The organism is Amycolatopsis sp. NPDC051372 (assembly GCF_040682095.1).
In the GTDB taxonomy this organism is placed as follows: Bacteria; Actinomycetota; Actinomycetes; order Mycobacteriales; family Pseudonocardiaceae; genus Amycolatopsis.
This window is the reverse complement of sequence record NZ_JBFBAF010000019.1, coordinates 148,784-173,487: the sequence shown is the minus strand read 5'-3', so window position 1 is coordinate 173,487 and position 24,704 is coordinate 148,784. Positions and strand designations below refer to the sequence as shown.

The window sequence follows — 24,704 nt, the reverse complement described above, 5'->3', positions numbered from 1 at the left end:
CGCCGCCGCCGAGCGGGCAGAATCGAGCGGTGCGGATCAGCTTGCTGGGCCCTCTGGAGGTCCGGACGGACGACGGCGCGCCCGTCGAGGTCGCGGGCGCGCGGCTGCGGGCGCTGCTCAGTGCGCTGGCGCTGGAGCCCGGCCGGGAGGTGTCGGCGGCCCGGCTGGTCGACGCGGTGTGGGGCGAGGACCCGCCGGCGACCGCCAACGCGTTGCAGGCGCTCGTTTCGCGGCTGCGCAAGGCCGGGGTGACGCTGGAGTCGACGTCCGCGGGGTACCGGCTGTCGGCGGGTGTGGACGCGACGCGGTTCGAGGAGCTGGTCGCGAAGGCGCGGCATGCGGACGATGCGGAGACCGTCACGCTGCTGAGGGAGGCGCTGGATCTGTGGCGGGGTCCCGGTCGAGCCGACAGCCCTTATTTCCAAGCCCCGTTCGCCCGGCTCACCGAGCTGCGGTTGGGCGCGGCGGAGGACCACGCCGAGGCAGCGCTGCGGTTGGGCGGCGGCGAGGAGCTGGTCGCGGAGCTCACCACGCTCCGGTCGGAACACCCGTTACGCGAACGCCTCGCCGCCGCCCTCATGCGCGCCCTGTGCGCCGCCGGGCGGCCCGCCGACGCGCTGACGGTCTACGAACGCCTCCGCAAAGCCCTCACGGAAGAGCTCGGCACGGACCCGTCGGCGCAGCTTTCCGCGCTGCACACGGCAATCCTGCGTGATTCCCCTGTGGACGGTCACGACGAACCGCGCAACAACCTGCGCGCCGGGCTCACGAGCTTCGTCGGCCGCGACGCCGACGTCGCCCAGGTCGCCAAGCTCGTCGCCGAATACCGCCTCACCACGCTGACCGGCCCGGGCGGCGCCGGGAAAACGCGCCTGGCCACCGAAACCGCCCGCACGCTCCTCGATCGCACACGGGGCGACGTCTGGCTCGTCGAGCTCGCCCCGATCACCGACGGCGCCGACATCGCCCAGACCGTCCTCACCACCCTCGGCCTCCGCGAACACGGCCAACTCGGCCTGACCACCAGCGGCACGCCCGTCGACCGGGCCGTCGGCGCCCTGCGCGGCCGCGAAGCGCTGCTGGTGCTCGACAACTGCGAGCACGTCATCGACGCAGCCGCCGAACTGGCCGAACGCCTCCTCGGCGAATGCCCCCGCCTGCGCATCGTCGCGACGAGCCGCGAACCGCTCGCCGTCACGGGGGAAGCGTTGTGGCCGGTGGAGCCGCTCGCCCTGCCACCGCAGGACGCGAGCGTCGCCGACGCCATGGCCTGCGCATCCGTGCGCCTGCTCGCGGACCGCGCCGCGGCGGTGCGCCCGGGCTTCGAGGTGAACGCGTCGACCGTCGACGCCGTCGCTCGTATCTGCCGCGCCCTCGACGGCATGCCCCTCGCCGTCGAATTGGCCGCCGCGCGCCTGCGCTCCCTCACCATCGCCCAACTGGCCGCCCGCCTCGACGACCGCTTCCGCCTCCTGACCGCCGGCAGCCGCACCGCGCTGCCCCGGCATCGCACCCTGCGCGCCGTCGTCGACTGGAGCTGGGAACTCCTGTCCGACGCGGAGCGCACCCTGCTGCGCCGCCTCGCCGTCTTCTCCGGCGGCGCCACCTCCGAAGCAGCTGCTGCGGTCTGCGGCACCGAGGATGCTCCTGACCTGCTCACAGCCCTTGTCGACAAGTCTCTTCTCGTTGTTTCGGACACGCCCGAACCGCGCTACACCATGCTCGAAACCATCAAAGCCTATGCACTCGAGCGCCTCAAAGAAGCCGCCGAACCCGAGCTGTTGCGACGCGCCCACGCCACCTGGTTCGCCCAGCTCGCCGAAGCCGCCGACCCCCACCTGCGCCGCGCCGAACAGCTCGAATGGCTCGCCCGCCTCACCGCCGACCACGGCAACCTCACCTCCGCCGTCCGCTCCGCCATCACGGCGGGCGACGCGGCCACGGCGATCCGCCTCGTCGTCGCCTCCGGCTGGTATTGGCTCCTGGGCGGCCACCGCGCCGAAGGCATGGAACTGATCCTCGCCGCCCTCGCCGTCCCCGGCGAGGTGGACAACGAAGACCGCGCCTCCGCCAACGCCCTCTGCGTCCTCTTCTCCACAGCCGGTTTGGCCGACGACCGCTCCGCCGAGTCCTGGATCCACACCGCCTTGGAGCTGACGGACGGCGGCCCGCGCGCCCACCCGGCCCTCCGCTTCATGATCCCGCTCGAAGAGCTGTTGTCCAGCACCCCAACCGGCACACCGCCACGTCTGGACACTTTGGACACCCTCCTGGCCGACGAAGACCCCTGGCTCCGCGCCCACGCCCGCCTCACCCGCGCCCGCCTGCAGTTCAACACCAGCCACGGCCGCGCCTCCACCGAAGCCGACCTCGAAGAATCCGTGCGCTTGTTCCGCCTCACCGGCGAACGCTGGGGCCGCTCCCTCGCGCTGAGCAGCCTCGCCGAACTCATCGCCCGCAACGGCGAACTCCAGCGAGCCCTCGGCCACTACTCCGAAGCCATCGACGTCGTCACGGAAATCGGCACGCTCGAAGACGTCCTGTACATCTGGGGCCGCCAAGCCCAACTCTTCTGGCTAGTCGGCGATCCCGCTTCTGCCGAAGCCGCCCTCGCCGCCGCCGACCGTGACGCGGCGATGGTGGTCTCTCCGGACGCACTCGCCGGACTGGCACAGGCCAAGGGCGACCTGGCCCGGTGGCGCGGAGACCCCGGTGCCGCGGTGAGGTTCTTTGATCGAGCCGAGGGCTTGGTTCAGCACCTTCCCCTGCACCCCCTGTTCCAAGCAATGATGGCTCAGTCGCGAGCATTCGTGGATGCGGACACCGGCGACCTCGCCAAGGCCGCAATCCGACGGCGCGCCGCGTTCGGCCTGACCACCAAAGCCGGCGACGCGATGTATTTGTCACAAGTGGTTGTGGGGATCGCGGACCACGCTCTTCGCATCGGCCAACCGGAAAATGCGGCACACCTACTGAAGACAGCCTACGAACTGAGCGGCGGCCCAGACCACAGCTCGCCCGACGCAGTGCGGTTGGGCCACCTGATCACCGTGGCTGACGTGAATGACGTGAATGACGTGGTACCGATGACCATCGATGAGCTGGGAGCAATGGTCACCTCGGTTCTCGAGTAACACCCAGGTTCACCCGTCGCCGCGCGAACCCGCAATAACCCTCCACCGACGGCCGACCACCACGTTCCGCCAGCCAAATCCATCTACCGGGCACACGGCGGGTCTACCCAACCCAATTTCTCCTCAACCAATCCCCCGACCTTTCCCCGGCCGGCCCCCGACGAAGGTGAAACAACACGGCTTGGGGTAGCTTGTCAAGGTACTCTTTCCCGCCTTGACAAGCTACCCCAAGCCGTAGTGACAATTGAACTTCGGGGAGCCATCTGCAGGTCATCTTTTAGTCTTTTTATCTTTCTTTGTCGGGTGGTTGAGCTGGGAGTCGTGTCTGCCGATGGGTGGCCATTGGGAGGATGGTTGGCTCGCTGATCCGGTGCGTTCCAGAAATGGCTGAGCCGCGTGACGGTCGGAATGTGACCGTTGGATAGGTGGGTCACCAAGGGGCCGCACGATCCGTCCCCCACCACGCCCAGGCGCCGAGACACTGCCACCCGCCACCTCACCTCCACCCCCTCATAGACAGCCATGGTGCGATGAACACCATGGAGATCCGAGAAATGCGCGCCTTCGTCGCCGTGGTCGAGGAGGGTGGGCTGTCGGCGGCGGCGCGGCGGTTGCACGTGAGCCAGCCGTCGGTGTCGCAGACGGTGCAGGCGCTGGAGCGGCAGCTGGGGGTGCAGTTGCTGGTGCGCAGCAGCGCGGGTGTGCAGCCCACCGAGGCCGGGATGACGTTGGCTGGTGAGGCGCGTGCGGTGCTGGCGCGGCATGACCAGGCGGTGGCGGCGGTGACGCGGCATGCGTCGGGGAGTCTGTTGCGCGTCGGGATGCCGTTGGAGTTGCCGCCGGATTTGATGTCGCGGGCGTTGGCCGATCTGGCCGCCGCGTTTCCGGACACGAGGGTGCAGGTGGCGCACGCGTCGACGACCGGGCAGTTCGGGCTGTTGCAGAAGGGCGAGCTCGAGTTGGGCCTGGTGCGCGAGCGGCCGGTGGGGCCGGAGCTCGACGCGATGCCGGTGCTGGAGGAGAAGCTCGGGGTGCTGCTGTCGAAGGAGCAGGCCGGCAAGCTCGCGGGGCCCGACGGAATCCGGCTCGACGCGCTGGCCGGGCTGGAGTGGATCGGGTTCCCGAGGGAGGGCAGCCCGGCCTGGTACGACGAGGTGACCGCGATCTTCCGTTCGCACGGTCTCGAAATCGGCCCCGATCCGACGGCCGGGCACTCGCTGATCTCCGAGCTCAAGTTCGCCGCCGTGAGCGCGGGTGGCACGTTCACGCTCGCGCCGCCGAACTGGACGCAGCCCATCCCCGAGCACCTGGCGTGGTGTCCGCTGCTCGGGTCGCCACTCGTGCGGCGGACGTGGGCGGTGTGGGCGGCGTCGTCGCACCGGCGTGACCTCGGGCATCTGGTGGCGGCACTGGACGTCTTATAGGGGTCATAAGCGAGCGGTATCGCCAGGTCGGAAGGCTGGTCGGGCCGTTTCGCTTGAACGAGGTGGCTGCGCACCACGGCGCGGCCGGACTCGGGAGAAGTGACTGAAATGACGGCAGAACTGTCGGGAACCACCGCTCTGGTCACGGGCGCGACGAGCGGCATCGGGCGCGCGACGGCGGTGGCGCTGGCGAAGCTCGGCGCCCACGTGCTGGTGAGCGGTCGCGACGCCGGCCGTGGTGAGCAGGTGGTGAAGGAGATCGTCGCCGAGGGCGGTCAGGCCGCGTTCCTGGCTTCCGACCTCGCCGACGCGGCCTCGGCGCAGGACCTCGCTTCGCGCGCCCTCGCGGTGACGGGACGAGTGGACGTGCTGGTGAACAGCGCCGGCGTGTTTCCCTTCGGCCCCACCGAGGACACGTCGGAGCAGGACTTCGACGCGGTGTACGCGCTGAACGTGAAGGCGCCGTACTTCCTCGTCGCGGCTCTCGCGCCGGCGATGGCGACGCGCGGTGCGGGGTCGATCGTGAACGTGTCCACCATGGTCGCCGAGTTCGGCGCCGCGGGTATGGGTCTCTACGGCTCCAGCAAGGCGGCGCTGGAGCTGCTGACGAAGTCGTGGTCCGCGGAATTCGGCCCGCGCGGCGTGCGCGTGAACGCCGTCAGCCCCGGCCCGACACGCACCGAAGGCACGGCCGTGATGGGCGAAAGCCTGGACCAGCTGGCGTCGCTCGCCCCCGCCGGCCGCCCCGCCGGCCCGGAGGAGATCGCGGCGGCGATCGTGTTCCTGGTGACCGGCGGCGCGAGCTTCATCCACGGCGCGGTGCTGCCGGTGGATGGCGGACGGGTTGCGGTGTAAGGAATTCTCGGATGGGTGAGCCGGCGCTTGTCGGGCGCCGGCACCCCATCGATCCGTTGTGGACAAGCCTATTGGTGCTGCAGTTCCTTCGACTTCCGCAACGAGCGCAGCGACCGCGAGTCCGCAAAGCCGGCACTGCGAGCCGCGGCCTCGAGAGTCGACCCGTCGGCCAGCAGGTGCTCGGCGTGTTCCAACCGCAGCGTTTGCTGATAGCGCAACGGAGTCATCCCCACCGCGTCGACGAAATGCCGCGTGACCGTCCGTTCGCTGCAGCCCAGTTCCCGCGCCAGGGACGAAAGCCTCAGGGGTTCCGCGTAGCGCGTCTCGATCAGGTCTTGCACGCGGTGCACCAGATCGGACAGGTGGTTGCGGTGGCGGAGCAGGCCGGTGACGGGCTGCTGGCCGTTGCGGCGCGCGTAGAAGACGAGCGACCGCGCGATGCGGCCCGCGACGCCGGGGCCGTGGGCGGTGGCGACGAGGTGCAGCGCCAGGTCGATGCCGCTGGCCATGCCGGCGGAGGAGGCGACGCGGCCGTCGACGACGTAGAGCACATCGCGGACCACGGTGGTGGCCGGGTAGCGCAGGGCGAGGCCGTCCTGAAGGTCATGGTGGGTGGTGCAGCGGCGGCCGTCGAGCAGGCCCGCCTCGGCGAGGGCGACGGTGCCCGCGCAGACGCTCGCGACGAGGCCGCCCGCGGAGTGGTGGACGCGCAGCAGGTCGAGCCCGCGCGGCATGGCCGGGGCGACGCCCGGGGTGAAACCGGCACCGCCGGGGACCACGAGGATGTCGTCGCGGCCGAGGACGGGGACGCGAGTCGAAGCGCGCACAGGCAGGCCCTCGGCGGTGGGCACGTCGGGTTCCTCGGCGAAGTAGGCCAGCTCGTAGGGCAGGCCCAGCGAGCGCGCGGCGAGGAAAACGTCGGCCGCGCCCGCGATGTCCAGCAGGTACGCCTGAGGTGCGAGCAGGAACACCACCCTCGTCATGAGCGCGACGCTACCCGCGAGCGTCTCCCGGACCGGCGGCATCGGCGCAGGTCCGGGAGACCTCGGGTAAGGGTGCTGCCCTCGTGGGCCCAGCAGTGGCGAAACCCGTCACGCCGCCAGCGAGGGCACCTGCTCGCCTTCGATCGGCGGCCCCGGCGGGGTGCCGTCGCCGAACGGACGGCCGCCCAGCTCCTCGCGGCCGTGCGGAGTCAGCCAGCCCGACAGGTCGGGTCCGGCGGGGATGACACCCGTCGGGTTGATGGAGCGGTGCACCACGTAGTAGTGCTCCTTGACCTGGTCGAAGTCGATCGTGTCGCCGAAACCGGGGGTCTGGAACAGGTCACGTGTGTAGGCCCACAGCACTGGCATCTCGGTGAGCTTCTCGCGGTTGCACTTGAAGTGGCCGTGGTACACCGCGTCGAAGCGGACGAGCGTGGTGAACAGCCGCACGTCGGCCTCGGTGATGGTGTCGCCGACTAGGTAACGCTGGTTCGCGAGGCGCTCGGAGAGCCAGTCGAGGCGGGCGAAGAGCGCGTTGTACGCCTTCTCGTACGCCTCCTGCGAACCGGCGAAACCGGCCTGGTAGACGCCGTTGTTCACGTCGCGGAACACCTTGTCGGCGACGTCGTCGATCTCGTCACGAAGGGGTTCCGGGTACAGGTCGGGCGCGCCTTCGCGGTGGTACGCGCGCCACTCCAGGGAGAAGTCGAGCGTCATCTGCTTGAAGTCGTTGGTCACGACCTGGCCGGTCGGCACGTCGACGATCGCCGGCACGGTGATGCCGCGCGGGTACTGCGGGTCGCGCTTGAAGAAGGCCTCCTGCAGGCGCTCGATGCCCAGCACGGGGTCGCGCCCGCCCGGGTCGAGGTCGAACGTCCAGCTGCGCTGGTCGTGCGTCGGCCCGCAGATGCCCATGGACAGCACGTCATCGAGGCCCAGCAGCCGGCGCACGATCGACGCGCGGTTGGCCCACGGGCACGCGCGGGCGATCACGAGGCGGTAGCGGCCGGGCTCCACGGGCCAGCCGTCGCGGCCGTCGGCGGTGATGCGGTCAGGAATGTAGTTCTGGTCGCGCTTGAACTCGCCCTTGTCGGCGGTCATGACACCACTTTCGTCGAAGGGTTGCAGGTCACTCGGGGCACGGCTGGGCGCCGTCCGGCTCCAGCGCCGCGGCCACCCGCGCGAGGATCGGGCCCGCGCCGCGGATCTCGTCGGGGGTCAGGTGGTCGAACAGGTGCGACCGTACGCGCGCGAGGTGCCCTGGGTAGGCCCCCGCGAGTTTCGACCGACCCGATTCGGTGAGCGACGCGTTGGCCGCGCGGCCGTCACTCTCGCACTTGACCTTCTCCACCAGACCGCGCTTGACCAGGCTGTCGACGACGCGGCTGATGCGGCTGAGCGAGAGCGCCGTGGCCTTGGCCAGGTCGGACAGCCGCAGCCACCCCTCCTCGGCCTCGGACAGGGACACGAGCACGGTGTAGTCGGTCATCGAGATGCCGGTCTCGTTCACGAAATGGTCTTCCAGCACGCGCGGCAACACGGTGATGATCCGCGTCAACGGCCGCCACACGGCCTCTTCTTCCCTGCTCAACGGCACTCTGTCCACCATATGGGCAGTCTACCGGAATACTTGCTCGCGCAATCAGGTTATGTGGGCTAGAGTCTTGTTGAGCCCTCAACCAAGCGGTTGGGGGAGCGAACCCCGAAGGAAGAGATCTCATGACCAGCGCGACCACCACTTACCCCCAGCTGACCGGCGAGTACACGATCGACGCCGCCCACAGCCGCATCGGCTTCGTCGCCCGCCACGCGATGGTGACGAAGGTCCGCGGCGCGTTCAACGAGTTCGACGGCAGCTTCACCGTCGACGGTGAGAACCCGGCGAACTCGAGCGCCAAGGTCACCATCCAGGCGCACAGCATCGACACCCGCAACGCCGACCGCGACGGTCACATCCGCAGCAACGACTTCCTCTCGATGGACGAGTACCCGCAGATCACCTTCGTGTCCACCGGGATCACCCAGACCGGCGACACCAGCTTCGACGTGACCGGCGACCTCACCATCAAGGGCGTTGCCAAGTCCATCACCATCCCCTTCGAGTTCGAGGGTTCGGCGAAGGACCCGTTCGGCAACGACCGCGTGGGCTTCGAGGGCTCCACCACGATCTCCCGCAAGGACTACGGCATCACCTGGAACGCCGCGCTCGAGACCGGCGGCGTGCTGGTGTCCGACAAGGTCACCCTCGAGTTCGAGGTCTCGGCGATCAAGAGCGCCTGAACCTCACCTCAGGCCCCGGGTAACCGGGTCGCGCAAGGCCGGCTCACCGACTTCGGTCGATGAGCCGGCCTGTCGGCGTTTGTGGGGTCAGTCGTCCGACAGCAGGGCTTCGCCGAGACGGCGCCAGTGCGGCATCGCCGACTTGCCCGGCGGGGTGCCGATGACCTGGATCCCGACGTGGTCCGCGCCCGCCATGAGGTGGCCTCGGAGCTTCTCCACGACGGTGTCGGCGTCGCCCCAGAAGACGAGCGCGTCGATGAGGCGGTCGGAGCCGCCGTTCGAGATTTCGGCTTCGGTGTAGCCGAGGCGGCGGAACTTGGCGACGTTGTACGTCGACGTCAGGTAGCGCGCGAGGTGGTCCCGCGCGGTGGCGCGGGCGAGAACCGGGTCGGGTTCGAAGAGGACGGCGTGCTCGACACCCAGGAAGGCGTCCGGGCCGAGGATCTCGCGTGCCTGGGCGGTGTGGTCGACGGTGACGTGGTAGGCGTGGGCGCCGGAAGCGCGGTCGCGGGCCAGTTGCAGCATCTTGGGTCCGTAGGCGGCCAGGATACGGCGAATCGGCGACGCGGGAGCGGGGTTCGGGCTCTGCACCGCGTCCATCTCGTCCAGGTACGCGGCCATGGCGGCCAGCGGTTTGACCTCGGAACGAGCGCCGCCGTAACCGAGGCCGAGGACGTGGCGGCCGGGGTAGGCGTCGGCGAGCAGGTGGGCAGCGCCTTGCGTCCAGCGGGCCTCGCGAGACCAGATCTGCGCGATGCCGTTGACGACGTGCATCCGCTGGGTCGCAGCGAGCAGGAAACCCGCGTGCGTCAGGGCTTCGCGGCCCAGCAGCTCCGGTACCCAGATCGCGCGCCAGCCCTGGTCTTCCAGCTCCTGCACCGAGTCCCGGATGAAACCAGCGGGCTGGTGTTCGAAGTCGAACGTCCAGATCCCGAACTTCCCCAGCCCGTCTACAGCATCTCCTCGAGTCACACATCGAAGTATCGCAGAATTACGATATGAAGTGCAACCAAGAAGGCGCCCAGCCAGAAACAGAGACCTACAACGTCTGCCCCAGCACCGAAACCAGCGAGGCGATCCGCTCTTCGTCGCGCCGGTAGTGCGTCCACTTCCCCACCCGTGTGGACCGCACCAGGCCCGCACGCTCCAGCTCCGCGAGGTACGCCGACACCGTCGACTGCGCCAAGCCCGCCTTCGCCTGGATGTGGCTCACGCAGACGCCGACATCGAGCACCCCGCCGTCGAGCGGGAAGTGCTGCGCGGGCTCGCGCAGCCACGCGAGCAGCTGCAGCCGCACGGGGTTGGCCAGCGCGCGCAACGCCCGGACGACCTCGGGGTCCGCGACTGTTTCCACACGGCAAGGATACCGCGCACGTTTCGCGGTATCCCGATCCGAACTAGCTCCGCCGCAGGTTCTCGATCGCCACGTCCAGCGCGGCTTCCAGGTGTGCCGACGATCCCGTGGACAGCAGCATCATCACCCCACCCTGCAGCCCGGCCAGCAGCGCCGAAGCCGCACGCGAAGGGTCGACCGACGGCCCCACCTCGCCGGCCGCCTGCAGGTGGCGGATCCCGGCCGCGAGCTCGGCGAGCCAGCGCTCCATCAGCTGCGTCGACACCGCCTGCGCGCCCGGGGTGTTGCGGCCGAGCTGCGACATCACGACGTTGAGCGGGCAGAGCTGCCCCTGCTCGGTGTAGTGCGCCACCACGGTGTCGCGCCACGACTGCCACGCGTCCCACGTGTGCAGTGCGCCGAGGTAGGGCTGCTGCGAACCGAGCACGCGCTCGGCCTCGAACTCCGCGACGGCCAGCAGCAGCCGCTCCTTGCCCTCGGGAAAGTAGTGGAACAGCTGGCTTTTGCTGGTGCCGGTGCGTGCACGGACGTCGTCGAGCGTGGTGTCGAACACGCCGCGCTCGCGGATCTCCGCGGCGGCACCCTCGACGATGCGCTGCCGGGTCGCGGCACCCTTGGCGGTGAGTGTCTGGGTCACGAGCGCACCTTTCTGGACTTGCCAGTCCATTTTAGCGCGGGCACGGTTGAACCCGCCAGTCCATTCCACGAAAGGAAGATCCACCGTGACCTCACGTTTCGAAGGCCGCACCGCGCTCGTCACCGGGTCGACGGGCGGGATCGGCGTCGCCATCGCGCGCGCGTTCGCCGCCGAGGGCGCCCACGTGCTGGTGAGCGGCCGTGACGCCGAACGCGGCGAGAAGGTGACCGCCGGCATCGCCGAAGAAGGCGGCCGCGCCACGTTCCTGCGCGCCGACCTCACCACCGGCGCGGCCGTGCGCGAGCTCGCCGAAGCCGCCGAACGGGCAGCCGGCGGCGCGCTCGACATCCTCGTCAACAACGCCGCCTTGCTGATCTTCCCGTCGCCGACCACGGATCTGGCCGAAGAACTCATCGACGCCGCGCTCGCCGTGAACATCAAGGCGCCGATGCTGCTCACCGGCCTGCTCGCGCCGGGCATGGCCGCGCGCGGCAGCGGCGCGATCGTGAACCTCGGCTCCATCAACGGTCTCGACGGCATGGCCGGCTCCGCCCTCTACAGCACCACCAAGGCCGCCGTGCACTCGCTGACCAAGTCGTGGGCCGCCGAGTACGGGCCGTCGGGCGTGCGCGTCAACACCGTCGCGCCCGGGCCCACGTTCACCGAGCGCATCGCCGGGTCCGACGAGGCCTTGGAGCGCGTGCAACCGATGCTCGCGACCATCCCGTCGCGGCGCGCGAGCACGCCGGAGGAGATCGCGAACGCCGTGCTGTTCCTGGCGGGCGACGACGCGCTGAACATCCACGGCACCACGCTCAGCGTCGACGGCGGCTATTCGGCCGTGCGGTCGGCCTGAGTCAGAAGGCCGTGCCGCCGTCCGACCAGTTCGTCTCGCCGAAGTCCTCGTCGTCCACCGCCGCACGACGAGGACGCGGCTGCGGTTTCGGAGCCGGCTCGGGCTCGGGCGCCGAGGCCACAGCGGTTTCCGCGGGCTCCCCCGCGGCTTCCGGTACTCCGTTCGGCCACACGCACGGCGAGGTCGCCCCGAGGTACAGCTTGCCGAGCTCGTTGGCCTGGATCGACATGTCGAAGCTGTCGGAAGCGTTGCGCACGAACACGTATTGGTCGGTCGGCCGCCGATCGGTGACGACGGTGAAGCCGTGCGCCCGCCACCAGGTGACGACGGCGTCGAAGTGCTCGCCGAACGCCGCCACCTGCACGCCGGTGATCTCGTACGTCACCGAGATCTCGAAGCGCCCCCGCGGGCCGTCGTCGGTCGGGTCCGTGCACTCGGACCGGTTCTGCGAGAACAAGGTGCGCGACGCCGTGCCCGGCAACGCCTCGAACGCGGCGCGCACATAGTCCTCGACGCGGTCGTGGGCTTGTTTCTCGGTCATCGTGGTTTCCATGGCCCCACCTCCGGGGGAGCAGGCGACACAGGTCAGCAGGACGGTCAGCGCGGCGATCGCGCGGCAGGCCCTCACCCCGGTTTCCCCGCGATGATGCGGCCGAAGCTGCGCAGCGAGGGGTTGTTGTCCTCCCAGTACTGGCTGTGCGCCGCACCGGAAAGCCCGCCCTCGTACCACGGGCCCTTGGTACCGGGCGCGGAGTCGAAGACCTGGCCGCCGAAGCCCGAGCCCGCCGGGTTCGGCCCCAGCGGGTCGTGGCCGGCGACACCGACGTTGGTGATCTTGATCATGTCGTGCTCGGCGACGGTGGAGTGCACGTGCTGCGCCACCTGGTCCTGCGGCACGCCGTCGAGGTGCAGCTGGTTCGCGTGGTCGACGCCGACGCCCGGGCTCGCGACGAACACGAGCTCATCCGCGTCGAGGCCACCGTCGCGCGCGGCGTGGCCGACGACCGTGGTGCCGTAGCTGTGCCCGAGCACGGTGTTGTGCGAAGGCGCTCCGTCGTGCGAGGCGCGCAGGCCTTCCTCGAACTTCGAGAGGTCGGCTTTTCCGTGGTCCGCATCGCTTTCGCCGGCCGCGTCCCACAGTTCGTCCGGCGCGTCGTAGCCGACCCACGTGATCACGGACGGCGAGGGCGAGCCCGCCATCGTCGCCGACTGCCACATCTTGTCCGAACGTCCGAGGTCGCCGCCGATCTTCGAGAGCTCGCTGCCGGTGCCGGGCACGTACGTGGCGACATCCGTTGCGGTGTCGGGGTTTCCCGCGGCGACCACGGCTTTGCCGTCGCCGCTGGTGTCGAGCTGGACCAGGTACGCCTGCGGCTTGCCGGGGCCGGTGCCGTTGAGCCGGTTGTCGATGTCGGTGAGCCCACGCAGCTTCGCCTTCGCGCCGTCGCTCGGATCGTTGCGCAGCCGGGTCATTTCCCGTTGCAGGACAAGGCGGTTGGCGGCGTCACGGTCTTTGACGGGGATACCGTCGAGGTTGCGCACGAGGTCCGGGTTGTCGCGCAGGATCGTGCCCTGCGAGGTGGTCGAGAGGCTGTCCCACCACGCGCGGTTGTCGCCGGGCGTGCCGCCCTGCGGCGGGCCGATAGTGGACAGGCCGCTCTGCGCGGCGCCGGCGTCGGCCGCTTGCGCAAGCGTTGTGGCGCCCTGGTCGGTGATCTCGCCGCGCGCTGCGCGCGTGAGGATGGCCGCGAAATCGGCGTCGACGTCGGTGGCCTGGCGCAGGATCTGCTCGATCCGGTCGGACAGCTCGACGCGGACGCGCTCGTCGGGCGCCGCTCCCGGGCCAGGCACGGTGGTGACCCAGCCGCTGTCGTCGATGGCGAACCCGTTGTGCGAAGCCAAATCGTCGGTGTCGCGGACGTCGGCGGTGATGCGTTCGACCGCCAGCTGCGTCTCGTGCGCGCCGCGCCGCACGGCCGAGGCCTCGGCGACGAGCTGTTCGAGCCGCGTGGTCAACGCGGTGCCGCGAGCCCGCGCGGCCGTCGCGGCGTCGCCGGTCCAGCCGTCGAGGCGCGTCATGCCTTCGACGTCGCCGTCGGCGGCCAGGAGCTGCTCGCAGCGTTGGTTCAGCAGATCGGCCACCGTGCCGATCGCCCCGGCGTTCCAGCTCCGCACAACGCCCCAGGTGATCACCGGCCCGCCCCGTTCACGTCGTCCGCGGCCTGCTGCTCGGCGCCGCGGTAACCGCGCGCGGCGTCGTCGAGCTGTTCGCCGTATGCGTCCGTGTCGGTCGCCCACTGCGGCACGGCCTCGTGCCAGACATCGCTCAGCTGCGCCGCCGCGGTCACGCTCGTGCCACCAGGCATTCCGGCCGGAATCCCACTGAGCGGGCCGGCCAGGTCCACCGGACGCACGGTCGCGGCCGCGCGGTGGGCGTGGCCCGCCGCTTCGCTCACCGTCGCCGGAACGACTTCGAACCCCGCACCCATGCGTACCTCGTCTTCCCCAGGTGACCAGACGACACCGTACGACGATCGACGTATGCGCGCGGTTCCGAGACGACACCGGAAATCCGGATTGTCTGTACCACCGCGTCTGACCTGGGCACTCTTGCCCTTATCGCGTCCACATATGTGAACGCCAGTCACGTGACTGAATAGTTATCAGCCGGTGTATTGCCCACGGATGGGCCGCGTGTGACTGTGTACGGCGAAGTTCGTCGGAACGCGTCCGGCGCCCAGCCAGGAAAAAACCGGCTATTCGAGACCCACCATGCTCGGCCGAACGGCGCTGGTCCCCACCGGCGAGCCGGACCGGCCGGCCAGCACCGGAAAGAGACGGCTCGGTTATGACACAAACTGCCGCGGCGCGGCGGCCCATCAACAGGACCACGTTGTACTTCTTCGGTGCCCTCGGCGGCATCCTGTTCGGTTACGACCTCGGTGTCATTTCGGGTGTGCTGCCGTTCATCGGCAAGACCTGGAACCTGACCGGGTGGGACAAGGGCGTGATCACCGCCAGCCTGTCGGTCGGCGCGATCGTCGGTGCCCTCTTCTCCTCGCGGATGAACGAGAAACTGGGCCGGCGTCGCACGATCATGGTGGCCGCGGTCATCGTCATCATCGGCACGATCGCGGCGAGCGTCTCGCCGAGCTTCGCGCTGCTGATCATCTCGCGGCTCGTGATCGGCGTCGGCATCGGATTTTCCTCGTCCACGGTGCCGACCTACCTGTCCGAGCTGGCCCCGGCCCGCCAGCGCGGCGCCATGGGCGCGCTGAACCAGATCTTCATCGTGCTCGGCATCCTGATCGCGTTCCTCGTGAGCTACGGCCTCGGCCCGTCCGGCAACTGGCGGCTGATGTTCGCCGGTGCCGTCGTGCCGGCCGTGATCCTGCTCGTGGGCCTGATCTTCCTGCCCGAGACGCCGCGGTGGCTGCTCGCCAACGGCCAGGAGGAGCAGGCGCGCTCGGTGCTCAAGAGCTCGCACGGCAACTCGGTGAACGTCGACGAGGAGATCAGCACCATCCGCGAGGTCATCCGCCTCGACACGGAGTCGGCCAAGACGCGCTTCCGCGACCTGTGGGCGCCGATGGTGCGCCCGATGCTGATCGTGGCTCTGCTGCTCGCCGTCGGCCAGCAGTTCAGCGGTGTCAACGCGGTCAACGCGTACTTCCCGACGATGCTGATCGGCCTCGGCTTCGCCACGCAGGCGGCGCTGCTGTCCGGTGTGCTGCTGGGTGTCACGAAGTTCCTGTTCACCGCGTGGGTGGTGTTCGTCGTCGACCGCTGGGGCCGCAAGCCGCTGCTGCTGATCGGCAACGTGCTCATGGTCATCACGCTCGTCGCGGCCGGGTTCATCGTGATCGAGGTGGACGACGTGACCACCAAGGGCATCCTGATGCTCGTCGCGATGGTGCTCTACCTGGTGGGCTACGAGCTCGGCTGGGGCGCGGTCGTGTGGGTCATGATGGCCGAGGTCTTCCCGCTCAAGGTCCGTGCGGCGGGCATGGGCATCAGCAGTGTGGTGCTGTGGGCCGCCACCGGCATCATCAGCGCGATCTTCCCGATCATCTCCGATCCGGGAGCGCTCGGGCTCGGCGGTTCGATGTTCCTGTTCGCGGGCATCAACGTCGTGCTGTTCGGTCTCACCAAGTGGCTGGTCCCCGAGACCAAGGGCCGCACGCTCGAGCAGATCGAGCTCGACCTGCGCGGGCGCCACAAGGCGCGCGCCAAGGCCGAAGCGGCCTGATCACCTACGCCCGGACAGCCGGGGTGCGGCATTCACGCCGCACCCCGGCTGCCGTCGTTTTCAGGTCCACGTCAGGTCCACTTCGGACAGAATTTGTCGCGCGGAGTTGGCACAGCGGTGATCACGGTGCTGTACTGCCACCAGAGCGCGAGGAGGTGGCGGCATGACCGAGCCGGACGGGACACCGGGCCGGCACCGCGTGTCCGATCCCGCCGAAGGCGCCGGCGAACCCGACGACCTGCCGCTCGTGCGGCCGTACGCGCGCACCCGCACGCCCGTGCACGTCAGCCACGACCTCGCGCTTGAGACACTGGTCTCGACCACCGAGCTGGGCCGCCGGCTGAGCCGCCTGCTGCGGGAGCCCTACGGCAGCGCGTGCGAGCTGTGCGTGTCCACGGTGTCGGTCGCCGAGCTGTCGGCGTACCTCAACCTCTCGATCGGCACTGCGCGCGAACTCGTGGAGGAACTGCTCAACGAGGAGCTGCTCTACGCCCACCCGCCGGTCGGCGCGTACGACGCCCAGGCCCGCACGCAGGCGCTCGCCCGCATGCTCGGCGGGCTCGACCGGCTGTAGCACCGCGGATATCCTCGGCGCGGTGACGTCTTCCGTGGCCCGGTTCGACCGGTGGATCAGGAACGAGTTCGTCGAGTACAACACCGCGCTGGAAGAGGCGTACTTCGCCGAGCGGCGCGAGGTCCTCGACGGCCGTCCCGAGCTGGACGAGCTCAAGCGCGCCATCGTCGCCGAGGGCCACCACCTGATCGGCCGCATCCTCGACGAGGGCGCGCTACCCGTGGTAGAGCGGGAGAAGTACCAACTTCTCGGAATGGTGGGCTACCACCTCGCTGCCTGCCGGAGGCACGAATCGGTTGCGCCGGGTGCCGAGGATCTGTCGTCCGCCTGGTCGCTGGCATCGTTGCTCGGGTCCTCGCTGGGCGTGGCGCCGCGGTTCGTTTTCGCGCACCAGGCGATGTACAACCCGGCCAGTGGCGGACAGTTCCAGACCTTCACCTCGCTCGAAGACGAGGCTGTTTTTATGACCGGCAACGGGCTGGCGGTCTTCGCTTACCAACGCGCGGCCGAGGCCGTTCGGCGGGTTGTTCCGATCGGGGTGTCGAGCCCGCTTTCGGCGTATTTGCTCGAGACGGCGCGGACGGCACTGGAAGACGTGCTGCAGTTCAACCGGACGCTGTCGAAGACGTTGGACGTGGAGCGGTTCTTCTTCAACGTGCGGCCGTATTTCAAAACCTATCGTGTGGGCAATGCCGAATACCGTGGCGCGAACGCCGGCGACTTCTCCGCGATCAACGAGCTCGACGTCCTGCTGGGACTGGCGACCACGCGGGATCCCTTCTACCAGAACGTGGTGGTGGAGAAGTATCCGTACCTGACCCCCGACGACCAGGCGCGACTGCGGGTGATCGGCGACGAGGAATCACTGCTCACGCGATTCCTGAGGGAAGCCGAGAGCTCGCCCAACCCGCAGCTGAGCCGCAACGCGGAACTGTTTCTCGCCGTGTGCCGCGCCCATGGTGCCGCGTACACCTACCACCACCACAAGCTCGTTTTGCCGTTCCTCGTCGAACCCGCGAAAACGGCGCCACCGGAACGGATTTCGGAGCTCACCGCGAGCGGTCCGCCGTTGGAGGTCGTGGTTTCCGGTCTTTCGTACTTGGCGGATCTGCGTTCGGCCCGCGACCGGCCCGGAAAACCGTCGGCTCGAAAAGACCTCGACCGGCTCCGGGAACTGGTTTCGTCCGCAACCGGTGACGGCCACCCTGCGTCACTCACCGCATCGGCCGAGTAACTCCGCGGGTCCGGCGGCGACTTTCCCACCGTTGATTCCGATCGACGAAAGGGAAGTGAAGCCTTGAGACCGAGAATGTGGGCCGGCGCCGCAACGCTGGCCGTGACGGCTCTTGCCATGAGTGCGATACCGGCCGCGGCCGTGACCGGGAACCTGCCGGGCGGAACGAGCATCGCGGTCACCGTGACCGCGCCGGCCGAGGACACCGTGATCCCCCAGGGACCCGCGACTGTCACCGGCACCGCGTCGGTGGGTACCGGCGCGGCGGTGAAGGACACCGGGCTCACCTACGTGCTCGACGTGTCCGGCAGCACCGGCTCCGGCTGCGCGAACACCACCGTGCTGGGCTGCGAGATCGCGGCGGCCAAGGCCCTCAACAACGACGCGGCGGCCCCGAACACCGTGATCGGCAGCGTCGGCGCGGCCGTGTTCGGCAGCGGCGGCGAGGCGGCCGACGTGCGTCCCGCGGCCGGCGACCAGCCCCTGACCACCCCGACCGCCGACGACAACGGCAACGGCGCCCGGGACATCAACGAGGTGCTCGACTCGGCCGTGATCGGCGGCGTCGGCAAGTTCACCGCGAAGAGCTTCCCGAGCGGCACGGACTACGTCGCCGGGATCAACGCCGCGAAGACCGTGACGAACGCGCAGACCGAGAACCGCAAGGTCGTGGTCTTCCTCTCCGACGGCATCGCGGGCGGTGACGTGCGGCCGCCGCTGAGCTCGGTGCCCGCGAGCGTCACGTACTACACGTTCGCCGTCGGCGCCGGTGCGAGCTGCGCCGGGACCTCGTACCCGGCGAGCCTGCAGGCCATCGCCGACCTCACCGGCGGCACCTGCACCGCCGTGCCCGACCCCGCGAACCTGCCCAACGTGCTCCCGGGCGTGATCGACTCGCAGCTCAGCGCCCTGACGCTGTCGGTCGACGGCGGCGGCGCGACCCCCGTGACGAACGTGAACCCCGGGCTGCCCCGCACGGGTCCGGCGTCCGTCACGTACTCCGTGGCCACCGGCGACCTCGCGCCGGGGCGCCATGAGCTGTGCGTGACCGCGCACGGCACCGACGGCGGCGGACCGGGCACCGTGGCCGACTGCACGCACGTGATCGTGAACGCGCCGCCGGTCGTCGCTCCGGGCGGTCCGTACGCGGGTCAGGAGGGCACGGCGATCTCGCTGGCCGGCACGGTCACCGATCCGGACGGGCCTACCGGCACGCGGCACTGGAGCGTCGCGCCGGGCTCGGGTGTCGACGCCGGTGCGACGTGCTCCTTCGGCGACGCGGCAGCGCTGAGCACCACCGTGACGTGTGACGACGACGGGGTGTGGACCCTCACGCTGACCGCCGACGACAGCGTGAACCCACCGGTCTCGCGCACGACGAACCTGACCGTGTCGAACGTGGCCCCGCACGTGAGCGTCACCGCGCCGGCCACGGACGCGGTGTTCAACCACGGGGCGGCGGTGGCGGTGACCGCGCCGTTCACCGACGTCGGCAAGCACGACACGCACACGTGCACCGTCGACTACGCGGACGGTTCGCCGCTCGTGACGGGTTCGGTCTCGGAGACCCCCGGCTCGGGCACGTGCACGGCTTCGCACGCGTACACGTTTTCGGGCACGTACAACGTGCTGGCGCGCGTGACCGACGACGACGGTGGTGCGGCGACCGCGATCGTGCGGATCATCGTGAACGATCCGCCGGTGGTGGTGGCCGGTGGCCCGTACGCGGGTCAGGAGGGCACGGCGGTTTCGCTGGCCGGTTCGGTGTCCGATCCGGACGGTCCGACGCTCGCCACGCACTGGAGCGCGGCTCAACAGTCCGGTGTGGACAGTGGGACTTCCTGTGTCTTCGGGGATCCCGCCGCGTTGTCCACTATGGTGACCTGTGACGACGACGGCGTGTGGACGCTGACGCTCTCGGCCGACGACAGCCTGCACCCGGCCGTGCTGAAGACGACCACGCTGACGCTGACGAACGTCGCGCCGCACGTGAGCATCTCGTCGCCGCCCGACGGGCAGCTCGTGCTGCGCAACGCCTCCATCGGCGTCACCGCGCCGTTCACCGACATCGGCCGGCACGACACGCACACCTGCACGGTCGACTTCGGTGACGGTTCGCCGGTGGCCACGGGCGCCGTTGCCGAGACGCCGGGTTCGGGCACCTGCACCGCTTCGCACGCCTTCACCGGCGTCGGCGCGCACAATGTGCTGGTCACCGTGACCGACGACGACGGTGGCGCGGCCACCGCCGTGGTCAAGATCGTGTCGTACGTGCGGGCCGAGGCGTGGTCGCTCAGCGCGAGCGGCTTGATCAACGTCGGCAAGACGCCGCTCGCCGGCTGCCCGCCGAACAGCGACCACACCACGGCTTCGCTGAACGTGCTCGGGCTGGCCTCCGTCCAGGCCCTCCACGCCGACTGCACCCTCGACGCGGCCACCGGCCGCACCGACGCGGGCGCCCTCGTCTCGGGCGCGTCGCTGCTGGGTGGCGTGATCTCGCTGAAGGACATCCAGACGTCCTGCGTCGCCGACGAGACCGGCCTGCACGGGTCTTCCCGCGTGGGCACGCTCAACGGCCAGCCGATCGGGGCCGGGCCGGTCACCATCGGCATCCCCGGCGTGGCGACCGTGCACCTCAACGAAACGGTCACCGGACCGAACGGCCAGCTCGCGCAGTACGCCGTGCGCGTGGTGACGCTGCTCGGCCAGGAGATCGTGCTGTCGGGCTGCCGGATGGGCTTCTGACGGCGAGGGTTCCGGGGGTCGATGGTGGTCCCCGGAACCCGTTCGGCTCTTGCCGATTGCCTGAACCACCCAGGTTCAGGACTTCGGCAGCGGGCTGAACGGTGCCCGGTTTGCGCGAAGACGTGCGCCCCGGAACTCATTCGAGTGCGTGTGACGAGGGAAATGGGACCGGGGATGAATTGTTATCCCGGCAGGCTGGACAGACCGCGTGGAAAATGTCTTGTCGACCCGATCGGGTGAGTAAGGAAAAAAGTCCACCGGCGCATTAGGCGAGGAGGCAGAGAACGTGAATCGGCCCGGCACCCGTCGAGAGGGCGCCGGGCCGGTTCGCGGGGAACGGTCAGCAGCTGATGAGCAGGCTGGTGACGGCGTGGCAGGAGCGCGACGCCTTGTCGTTGGCTGCGTTGGGGTCCGTCGGGGAGCTTGCCTGGCGCTGGGCCGTGGTGGTGAGCGTGCCGAGGGTCAGGAGGCCGGCGCGGGCCGTGAAGCTCGCCTTGGCCGAGGTGCCCGAGGGCAGCGACGCGATGTTGCAGTTGACCGTGCGGCCGGAAGCCGTGCAGTTGGAAGACTTCGAGTACTGCAGGCCGTTGGCCAGCGTCGCCTGGAGCTTGACGCCGGTGGCGGTGGCGGGGCCGGCGTTCTTGGCGGTGATCGTGTACGTGATCTCCGAGCTGAGGACGCCCGCGGGAGCGGCGCTCAGCGACACGGCGATGTCGGCGGAGTCGGTGGCCGGGGTGATGGTGATGGCCGGGCCGTCGAGGGTTTCGAAGGCGAAGTTGTCGCCCACGAACTGGTCCTGCAGGGTGACCGAGCCGGTCGGGGCGGTGTCCTTCACCTTGAGGGTGAAGGTGACCGTGGCGCCCTGACTCGGCGCGAGGTCGCCGACAGTCGCGCGGAGGCTGCTGCCGAGCACGCCGCAAGCGACGTTGCAGGACACCACGTCGGCGACGTCGGCGATCGGCGTCTCCTTGCCGTACAGCGCGGCCTTGGCGCCGGTGACGACGAAGTCCTGCGTGTTGTACAGCGTCTCGGTGACCGTGAAGGTCTCACCGCGCTGCAGGCTCGTGGGGCTCACGTCGATCGCGCTGCTGGGCGGGGCCGCGAGCGCCGCGCCGGGCGCCACGAACAGCATCGCGGCGGAGGCCGCCACCACCGAGAGAATGGTGATACCACGCCGACGTCTTTGCTTGTCCATGCTTTCTCACTATTTCGTCCGAGGGGTACCGCTCTGGCATTTTCGGGAAGACTCGGGAAAACGTAGCTGCCCCTCCGTCGCCCGAGGCCCTTCGTTCGTTACAGGGCCATTCAGAGCATCCGCCGCTGATCCACAGTGAGTTTTTCACCTGATGCACCCGGCGACCGGTGGAGATCAATCGGGCAGCAGCGGCACCGACATCCCGGGGTCGTGCCCCAGCAACGATCCCCGCGTGATCGCCGCGCTCCCGAACCGGTCGCGGATCCCGTCGACGGCCGAATCCACCGCGACCCCGTCCTCGATCTCGAACGGCAGCACGAGCTGCACCGACCCGTGCGGCGTCAGGTTCGAGAACGAGATCCCCAGCAGCGTGAGCCCGCGGTCGTAAACGAGCGATTGGGCCTCCACCAACAACTTCCGCGCCGCGGCCAGCAACGTCTCGGTGTGATCGGTGGCCTCGACCAGCGTTCGCGACCGCGTGGCCCGCGTGAAGTCGGCGAACCGCATGCGCAGCACCACCGTGCGCGTGAGCCGCGACGCCGACCGCAGCCGCCGCGCCAGGCGGTCCACAATGGACACCAGAAGCTCGTCCAGCTCCGCCATCGTCCGCCGCCGGCGCCCCAACGCCCGCTGCGAACCCATGGACCGCCGGCGTCGCCCGACCTGCACCGGACGCGGATCCAGACCGTGCGACAGCGCGTGGAGGTGGTGCCCGGCTCCCCGCCCGAGCATCGAAACCAGATCCACCTCCGGCAGTTGCGCCACCTGCCGCACGGTGCGGATCCCGCGTGAGCGCAGCTTTTCCGACGTCACCTTCCCCACGCCCCACAGCCGCTCCACCGGCAGCGGGTGCAGGAACTCCAGCTCCCCGTCGGGCGGCACGACCAGCAACCCGTCCGGCTTCGCCACCGCGCTGGCCACCTTCGCGAGGAACTTCGTGCGCGCCACCCCCACCGTGATCGGCAGCCCGACGCGCGCCAGCACCTCGGCCCGCAGCCGCCGCGCGATCTCCGACGGACTCCCCGCGATGCGCCGCAGCCCGCCCACGTCGAGGAACGCCTCGTCGATCGACAGCCCCTCCACGACCGGCGTGGTGTCGCGGAAGACCTCGAACACAGCCTTGCTCGCCGCGCTGTACGCCGCCATCCGCGGCGGCACCACCACCGCGTGCGGGCACAGCCGCAGAGCCTGCGCACCGCCCATGGCCGTGCGCACGCCCAACCTCTTCGCCTCGTAACTCGCCGCCAGCACCACCCCGCCCCCGACGATCACGGGCCGGCCGCGCAGGCGCGGATCGTCGCGCTGCTCGACCGACGCGTAGAACGCGTCGAGGTCGGCGTGGAGGATGGGGCCTTCAGTCGACACGAACACATGTTCGCATCGAACACCGACAAAAAGGGTCCCCTTGTCACCTGAACGGCGCAATATCAGCCGTCAGACCGCCGCATTCGCGCGAGAGCCGAGGCGACGAGGGCGACGGCCGGGTCGCCGTCCTGGGTCAGCCGCTGGAGGAGATCTTCGGCCGCCGGGAGCTCGGCGAGCGCCTGCGTCAACCGGATCCGCACGGCCGAATCCGACGGGTGGGCGGCGAGCTCGTCGGCCAGCGCGGCCTTGATCGCGCCGGCGCACGAGGCGGCCAGCGACAGCGCGCCCAGGACCTCGGCCGCCTCGACGTCGTTGGGCCCGTCCACCACCATGGCGACGAGCGTCGGCACGGCCTCGGGAAAACCGCGGCCACCCAACGCCAGAGCCGCCCGCGTGCGCACCGTCGGGTCCGAGTCCCCGAGCGCTTCACGAAGCACCGCCGTCGCGTCCTCCCCCGACAGCGAGGCGATCGCCCGGACCGCGCGCCGCCGGACTTCGACGTCGTCGGAACGCACGCCCGCCGCCAGGCTCGCCAGCCCGTCGCCACCGGCGCGCGCGAGCGCCCACCGCAGGGCACCCGCGACGTTCTGGTCGGGTTCGGCGAGCACCGCCTCCGCCAGCAGCTCCGCCGGCACCTCCTCCACCGGGGCCAGCGCGGCCTGCTGCCGGCGCGCGGCATCCGGCGAGTCGAGCCGGTGCAGCAGCTCGACCAGGCGCAGCACGTCCTGCCAGCCCGGCGGCGCCGACGCGTCGACCCGGCGCAGCCGCTCCAGCAGCTCCTGCTCGCGCTTCAGCCGGTTCTCGGTCCGCCGGATCAGCTCACCGACCAATGTGGACGGTGCAAACGCCGGATCCTCCAGCGCCCGGCCGATCTCTCGCAGCGACAATCCCAGCGACCGCAGGCTTTCCACGTGGAAGATCCGTCGGATGTCCTCGGCGGAGTACTCGCGGTAGCCACCGACGGTACGGCCGGTGGGACGCACCAGCCCGAGGGTGTCGTAGTGCCGGAGCATCCGGGCACTCACCCCCGAGCGGCGCGCCACCTCACCGATCAGCACCGGCCACCTCCGCCGCACGTTCCGGTCCGAGCGCGGCGATCCGCTTCGCCTCGTCGACGGCCGGGTCGAACGCCGCCTCCGGGTCGCGCAGCAGCCGCTCCGTCGCGCGGGCGTGCGCCCGCACCACGGGGTCGGCACTCGCCAGCGCCGTCGGCAGCATCGGCTCGATCACGTCCCCGAGCGCGACGAGCGCCCGGCTCAGGCTCAGCTTCACGTTCCGGTCCCCGTGTCCGAGCTGCGCTGCCAGCTCCTCGGCCAGCGCGGGCTTTTCCACCTCGGGCACGAGCACGACGGCCGCCCGCCACGCACTCCGCGCGACCTCGTCGTCGGGGTCGCGCAGCAGCGACCGCGTGATCTCGGGCCAGACTCTCCCGTCGCCGATCTTGGACAGCGTGTGCAGCGCCTGGCTCCGGGCCTGCGCACCGTCGGACCGCAGCTCCCCGACGAGCGTGGGCACGGTGAGCTCCGCCGGCAGCCGGGTCAACGCCCACGTGAGCATGTCGCGCACGAAGAAATCCGGCTCCACCGCGCACCGCGCCACGAGCGTCTCGAGGAGCCCAGGGTCGGCGTCCGTGCCGGCCGCAAGCGCCGCCTGCAGCCGCATCGACGAGTTACCGGCGCTGAGTGCTTCGAGCAGGTTGGGGTTCTTGTGTGGCGTGTTGATCGGGACCACCTCCTGCGACCCAGTGAAGACCTTGTCACGATGTCAAGGTCAAGTTCGGCTCGCGACTTCACCACCGGGACCGGTCCCCCCGCGCCGA

General features: G+C 70.0%; 22 protein-coding genes. 9 read left to right on the top strand and 13 right to left on the bottom strand.

Annotated features, from left to right (window positions below; translation table 11 throughout):
• The first annotated feature begins 29 nt into the window (after positions 1–29).
• The 3 genes from AB0M56_RS27815 to AB0M56_RS27805 all read left to right on the top strand — a co-directional run bounded on the left by AB0M56_RS27815 (position 30) and on the right by AB0M56_RS27805 (position 5,413).
• Positions 30–3,134, top strand: a complete 3,105-nt coding sequence (locus tag AB0M56_RS27815) for a BTAD domain-containing putative transcriptional regulator (RefSeq protein WP_364180804.1) — start codon at positions 30–32, stop codon at positions 3,132–3,134.
• Positions 3,135–3,673: 539 nt separating this feature from the next.
• Positions 3,674–4,558 (top strand): LysR family transcriptional regulator, encoded by an 885-nt coding sequence (locus AB0M56_RS27810; protein ID WP_364180801.1) that lies wholly within the window; start codon positions 3,674–3,676, stop codon positions 4,556–4,558.
• A gap of 108 nt (positions 4,559–4,666) precedes the next feature.
• On the top strand, positions 4,667–5,413 hold the full coding sequence (locus AB0M56_RS27805) for an SDR family oxidoreductase (protein WP_364180798.1): 747 nt from the start codon (positions 4,667–4,669) through the stop codon (positions 5,411–5,413).
• A 68-nt stretch (positions 5,414–5,481) separates the two neighbouring features.
• On the opposite strand, the gene AB0M56_RS27800 is transcribed toward AB0M56_RS27805, so the two are convergent.
• The 3 genes from AB0M56_RS27800 to AB0M56_RS27790 form a co-directional block, all read right to left on the bottom strand.
• Positions 5,482–6,396: a DJ-1/PfpI family protein gene (locus tag AB0M56_RS27800; RefSeq protein WP_364180795.1), complete on the bottom strand. Its 915-nt coding sequence runs from the start codon at positions 6,394–6,396 to the stop codon at positions 5,482–5,484.
• 108 nt (positions 6,397–6,504) lie between these two features.
• The gene (locus tag AB0M56_RS27795) at positions 6,505–7,497 is read right to left on the bottom strand and encodes a glutathione S-transferase C-terminal domain-containing protein (protein ID WP_364180792.1); all 993 of its coding nucleotides are present in this window, start codon (positions 7,495–7,497) and stop codon (positions 6,505–6,507) included.
• A 28-nt stretch (positions 7,498–7,525) separates the two neighbouring features.
• Complete coding sequence (locus tag AB0M56_RS27790; protein WP_364180789.1) at positions 7,526–8,005, bottom strand: MarR family transcriptional regulator; 480 nt, start codon at positions 8,003–8,005, stop codon at positions 7,526–7,528.
• Between the two features lie 110 nt (positions 8,006–8,115).
• Between AB0M56_RS27790 and AB0M56_RS27785 the strand changes: the two genes are divergently transcribed.
• Positions 8,116–8,676, top strand: a complete 561-nt coding sequence (locus tag AB0M56_RS27785) for a YceI family protein (protein WP_364180786.1) — start codon at positions 8,116–8,118, stop codon at positions 8,674–8,676.
• An 87-nt stretch (positions 8,677–8,763) separates the two neighbouring features.
• On the opposite strand, the gene AB0M56_RS27780 is transcribed toward AB0M56_RS27785, so the two are convergent.
• From AB0M56_RS27780 to AB0M56_RS27770, 3 genes are all read right to left on the bottom strand, one after another.
• Complete coding sequence (locus tag AB0M56_RS27780; protein WP_364180784.1) at positions 8,764–9,648, bottom strand: TIGR03620 family F420-dependent LLM class oxidoreductase; 885 nt, start codon at positions 9,646–9,648, stop codon at positions 8,764–8,766.
• Positions 9,649–9,715: 67 nt separating this feature from the next.
• Positions 9,716–10,030, bottom strand: a complete 315-nt coding sequence (locus AB0M56_RS27775; protein WP_354881496.1) for a metalloregulator ArsR/SmtB family transcription factor — start codon at positions 10,028–10,030, stop codon at positions 9,716–9,718.
• A gap of 43 nt (positions 10,031–10,073) precedes the next feature.
• Entirely contained in the window at positions 10,074–10,667 is a 594-nt protein-coding gene (locus tag AB0M56_RS27770) for a TetR/AcrR family transcriptional regulator (protein ID WP_364180781.1), read from the bottom strand.
• Positions 10,668–10,752: 85 nt separating this feature from the next.
• Between AB0M56_RS27770 and AB0M56_RS27765 the strand changes: the two genes are divergently transcribed.
• On the top strand, positions 10,753–11,523 hold the full coding sequence (locus AB0M56_RS27765; protein ID WP_364180778.1) for an SDR family oxidoreductase: 771 nt from the start codon (positions 10,753–10,755) through the stop codon (positions 11,521–11,523).
• A gap of 1 nt (position 11,524) precedes the next feature.
• On the opposite strand, the gene AB0M56_RS27760 is transcribed toward AB0M56_RS27765, so the two are convergent.
• The 3 genes from AB0M56_RS27760 to AB0M56_RS27750 all read right to left on the bottom strand — a co-directional run bounded on the left by AB0M56_RS27760 (position 11,525) and on the right by AB0M56_RS27750 (position 14,012).
• Positions 11,525–12,076 (bottom strand): hypothetical protein, encoded by a 552-nt coding sequence (locus tag AB0M56_RS27760; RefSeq protein WP_364180775.1) that lies wholly within the window; start codon positions 12,074–12,076, stop codon positions 11,525–11,527.
• A gap of 71 nt (positions 12,077–12,147) precedes the next feature.
• A complete protein-coding gene (locus tag AB0M56_RS27755; RefSeq protein ID WP_364180774.1) occupies positions 12,148–13,698 on the bottom strand; it encodes an alpha/beta hydrolase in 1,551 nt (516 codons plus the stop codon).
• A 14-nt stretch (positions 13,699–13,712) separates the two neighbouring features.
• Positions 13,713–14,012 carry a hypothetical protein gene (locus AB0M56_RS27750; RefSeq protein WP_364180771.1) on the bottom strand — a complete coding sequence of 100 codons (300 nt, stop codon included), beginning with the start codon at positions 14,010–14,012 and terminating at the stop codon, positions 13,713–13,715.
• 359 nt (positions 14,013–14,371) lie between these two features.
• Between AB0M56_RS27750 and AB0M56_RS27745 the strand changes: the two genes are divergently transcribed.
• The 4 genes from AB0M56_RS27745 to AB0M56_RS27730 all read left to right on the top strand — a co-directional run bounded on the left by AB0M56_RS27745 (position 14,372) and on the right by AB0M56_RS27730 (position 20,325).
• Positions 14,372–15,772: a sugar porter family MFS transporter gene (locus AB0M56_RS27745; RefSeq protein ID WP_364180768.1), complete on the top strand. Its 1,401-nt coding sequence runs from the start codon at positions 14,372–14,374 to the stop codon at positions 15,770–15,772.
• Between the two features lie 163 nt (positions 15,773–15,935).
• A complete protein-coding gene (locus AB0M56_RS27740; RefSeq protein WP_364180765.1) occupies positions 15,936–16,346 on the top strand; it encodes a DUF742 domain-containing protein in 411 nt (136 codons plus the stop codon).
• A gap of 22 nt (positions 16,347–16,368) precedes the next feature.
• On the top strand, positions 16,369–17,580 hold the full coding sequence (locus AB0M56_RS27735) for a monodechloroaminopyrrolnitrin synthase PrnB family protein (protein ID WP_364180763.1): 1,212 nt from the start codon (positions 16,369–16,371) through the stop codon (positions 17,578–17,580).
• 117 nt (positions 17,581–17,697) lie between these two features.
• Positions 17,698–20,325 (top strand): choice-of-anchor P family protein, encoded by a 2,628-nt coding sequence (locus AB0M56_RS27730; protein ID WP_364180760.1) that lies wholly within the window; start codon positions 17,698–17,700, stop codon positions 20,323–20,325.
• Between the two features lie 340 nt (positions 20,326–20,665).
• Here AB0M56_RS27730 and AB0M56_RS27725 read toward each other — a convergent pair whose 3' ends face one another.
• The 4 genes from AB0M56_RS27725 to AB0M56_RS27710 all read right to left on the bottom strand — a co-directional run bounded on the left by AB0M56_RS27725 (position 20,666) and on the right by AB0M56_RS27710 (position 24,616).
• Positions 20,666–21,520 carry a hypothetical protein gene (locus AB0M56_RS27725; RefSeq protein WP_364180757.1) on the bottom strand — a complete coding sequence of 285 codons (855 nt, stop codon included), beginning with the start codon at positions 21,518–21,520 and terminating at the stop codon, positions 20,666–20,668.
• Between the two features lie 174 nt (positions 21,521–21,694).
• Entirely contained in the window at positions 21,695–22,891 is a 1,197-nt protein-coding gene (gene dinB / locus AB0M56_RS27720; RefSeq protein WP_364180754.1) for a DNA polymerase IV, read from the bottom strand.
• Between the two features lie 56 nt (positions 22,892–22,947).
• A complete protein-coding gene (locus AB0M56_RS27715; protein WP_364180751.1) occupies positions 22,948–23,943 on the bottom strand; it encodes a HEAT repeat domain-containing protein in 996 nt (331 codons plus the stop codon).
• The gene (locus AB0M56_RS27710; protein ID WP_364180748.1) at positions 23,930–24,616 is read right to left on the bottom strand and encodes a HEAT repeat domain-containing protein; all 687 of its coding nucleotides are present in this window, start codon (positions 24,614–24,616) and stop codon (positions 23,930–23,932) included. The genes AB0M56_RS27715 and AB0M56_RS27710 overlap by 14 nt, the downstream gene beginning before the upstream one ends.
• Positions 24,617–24,704 lie beyond the last annotated feature (88 nt).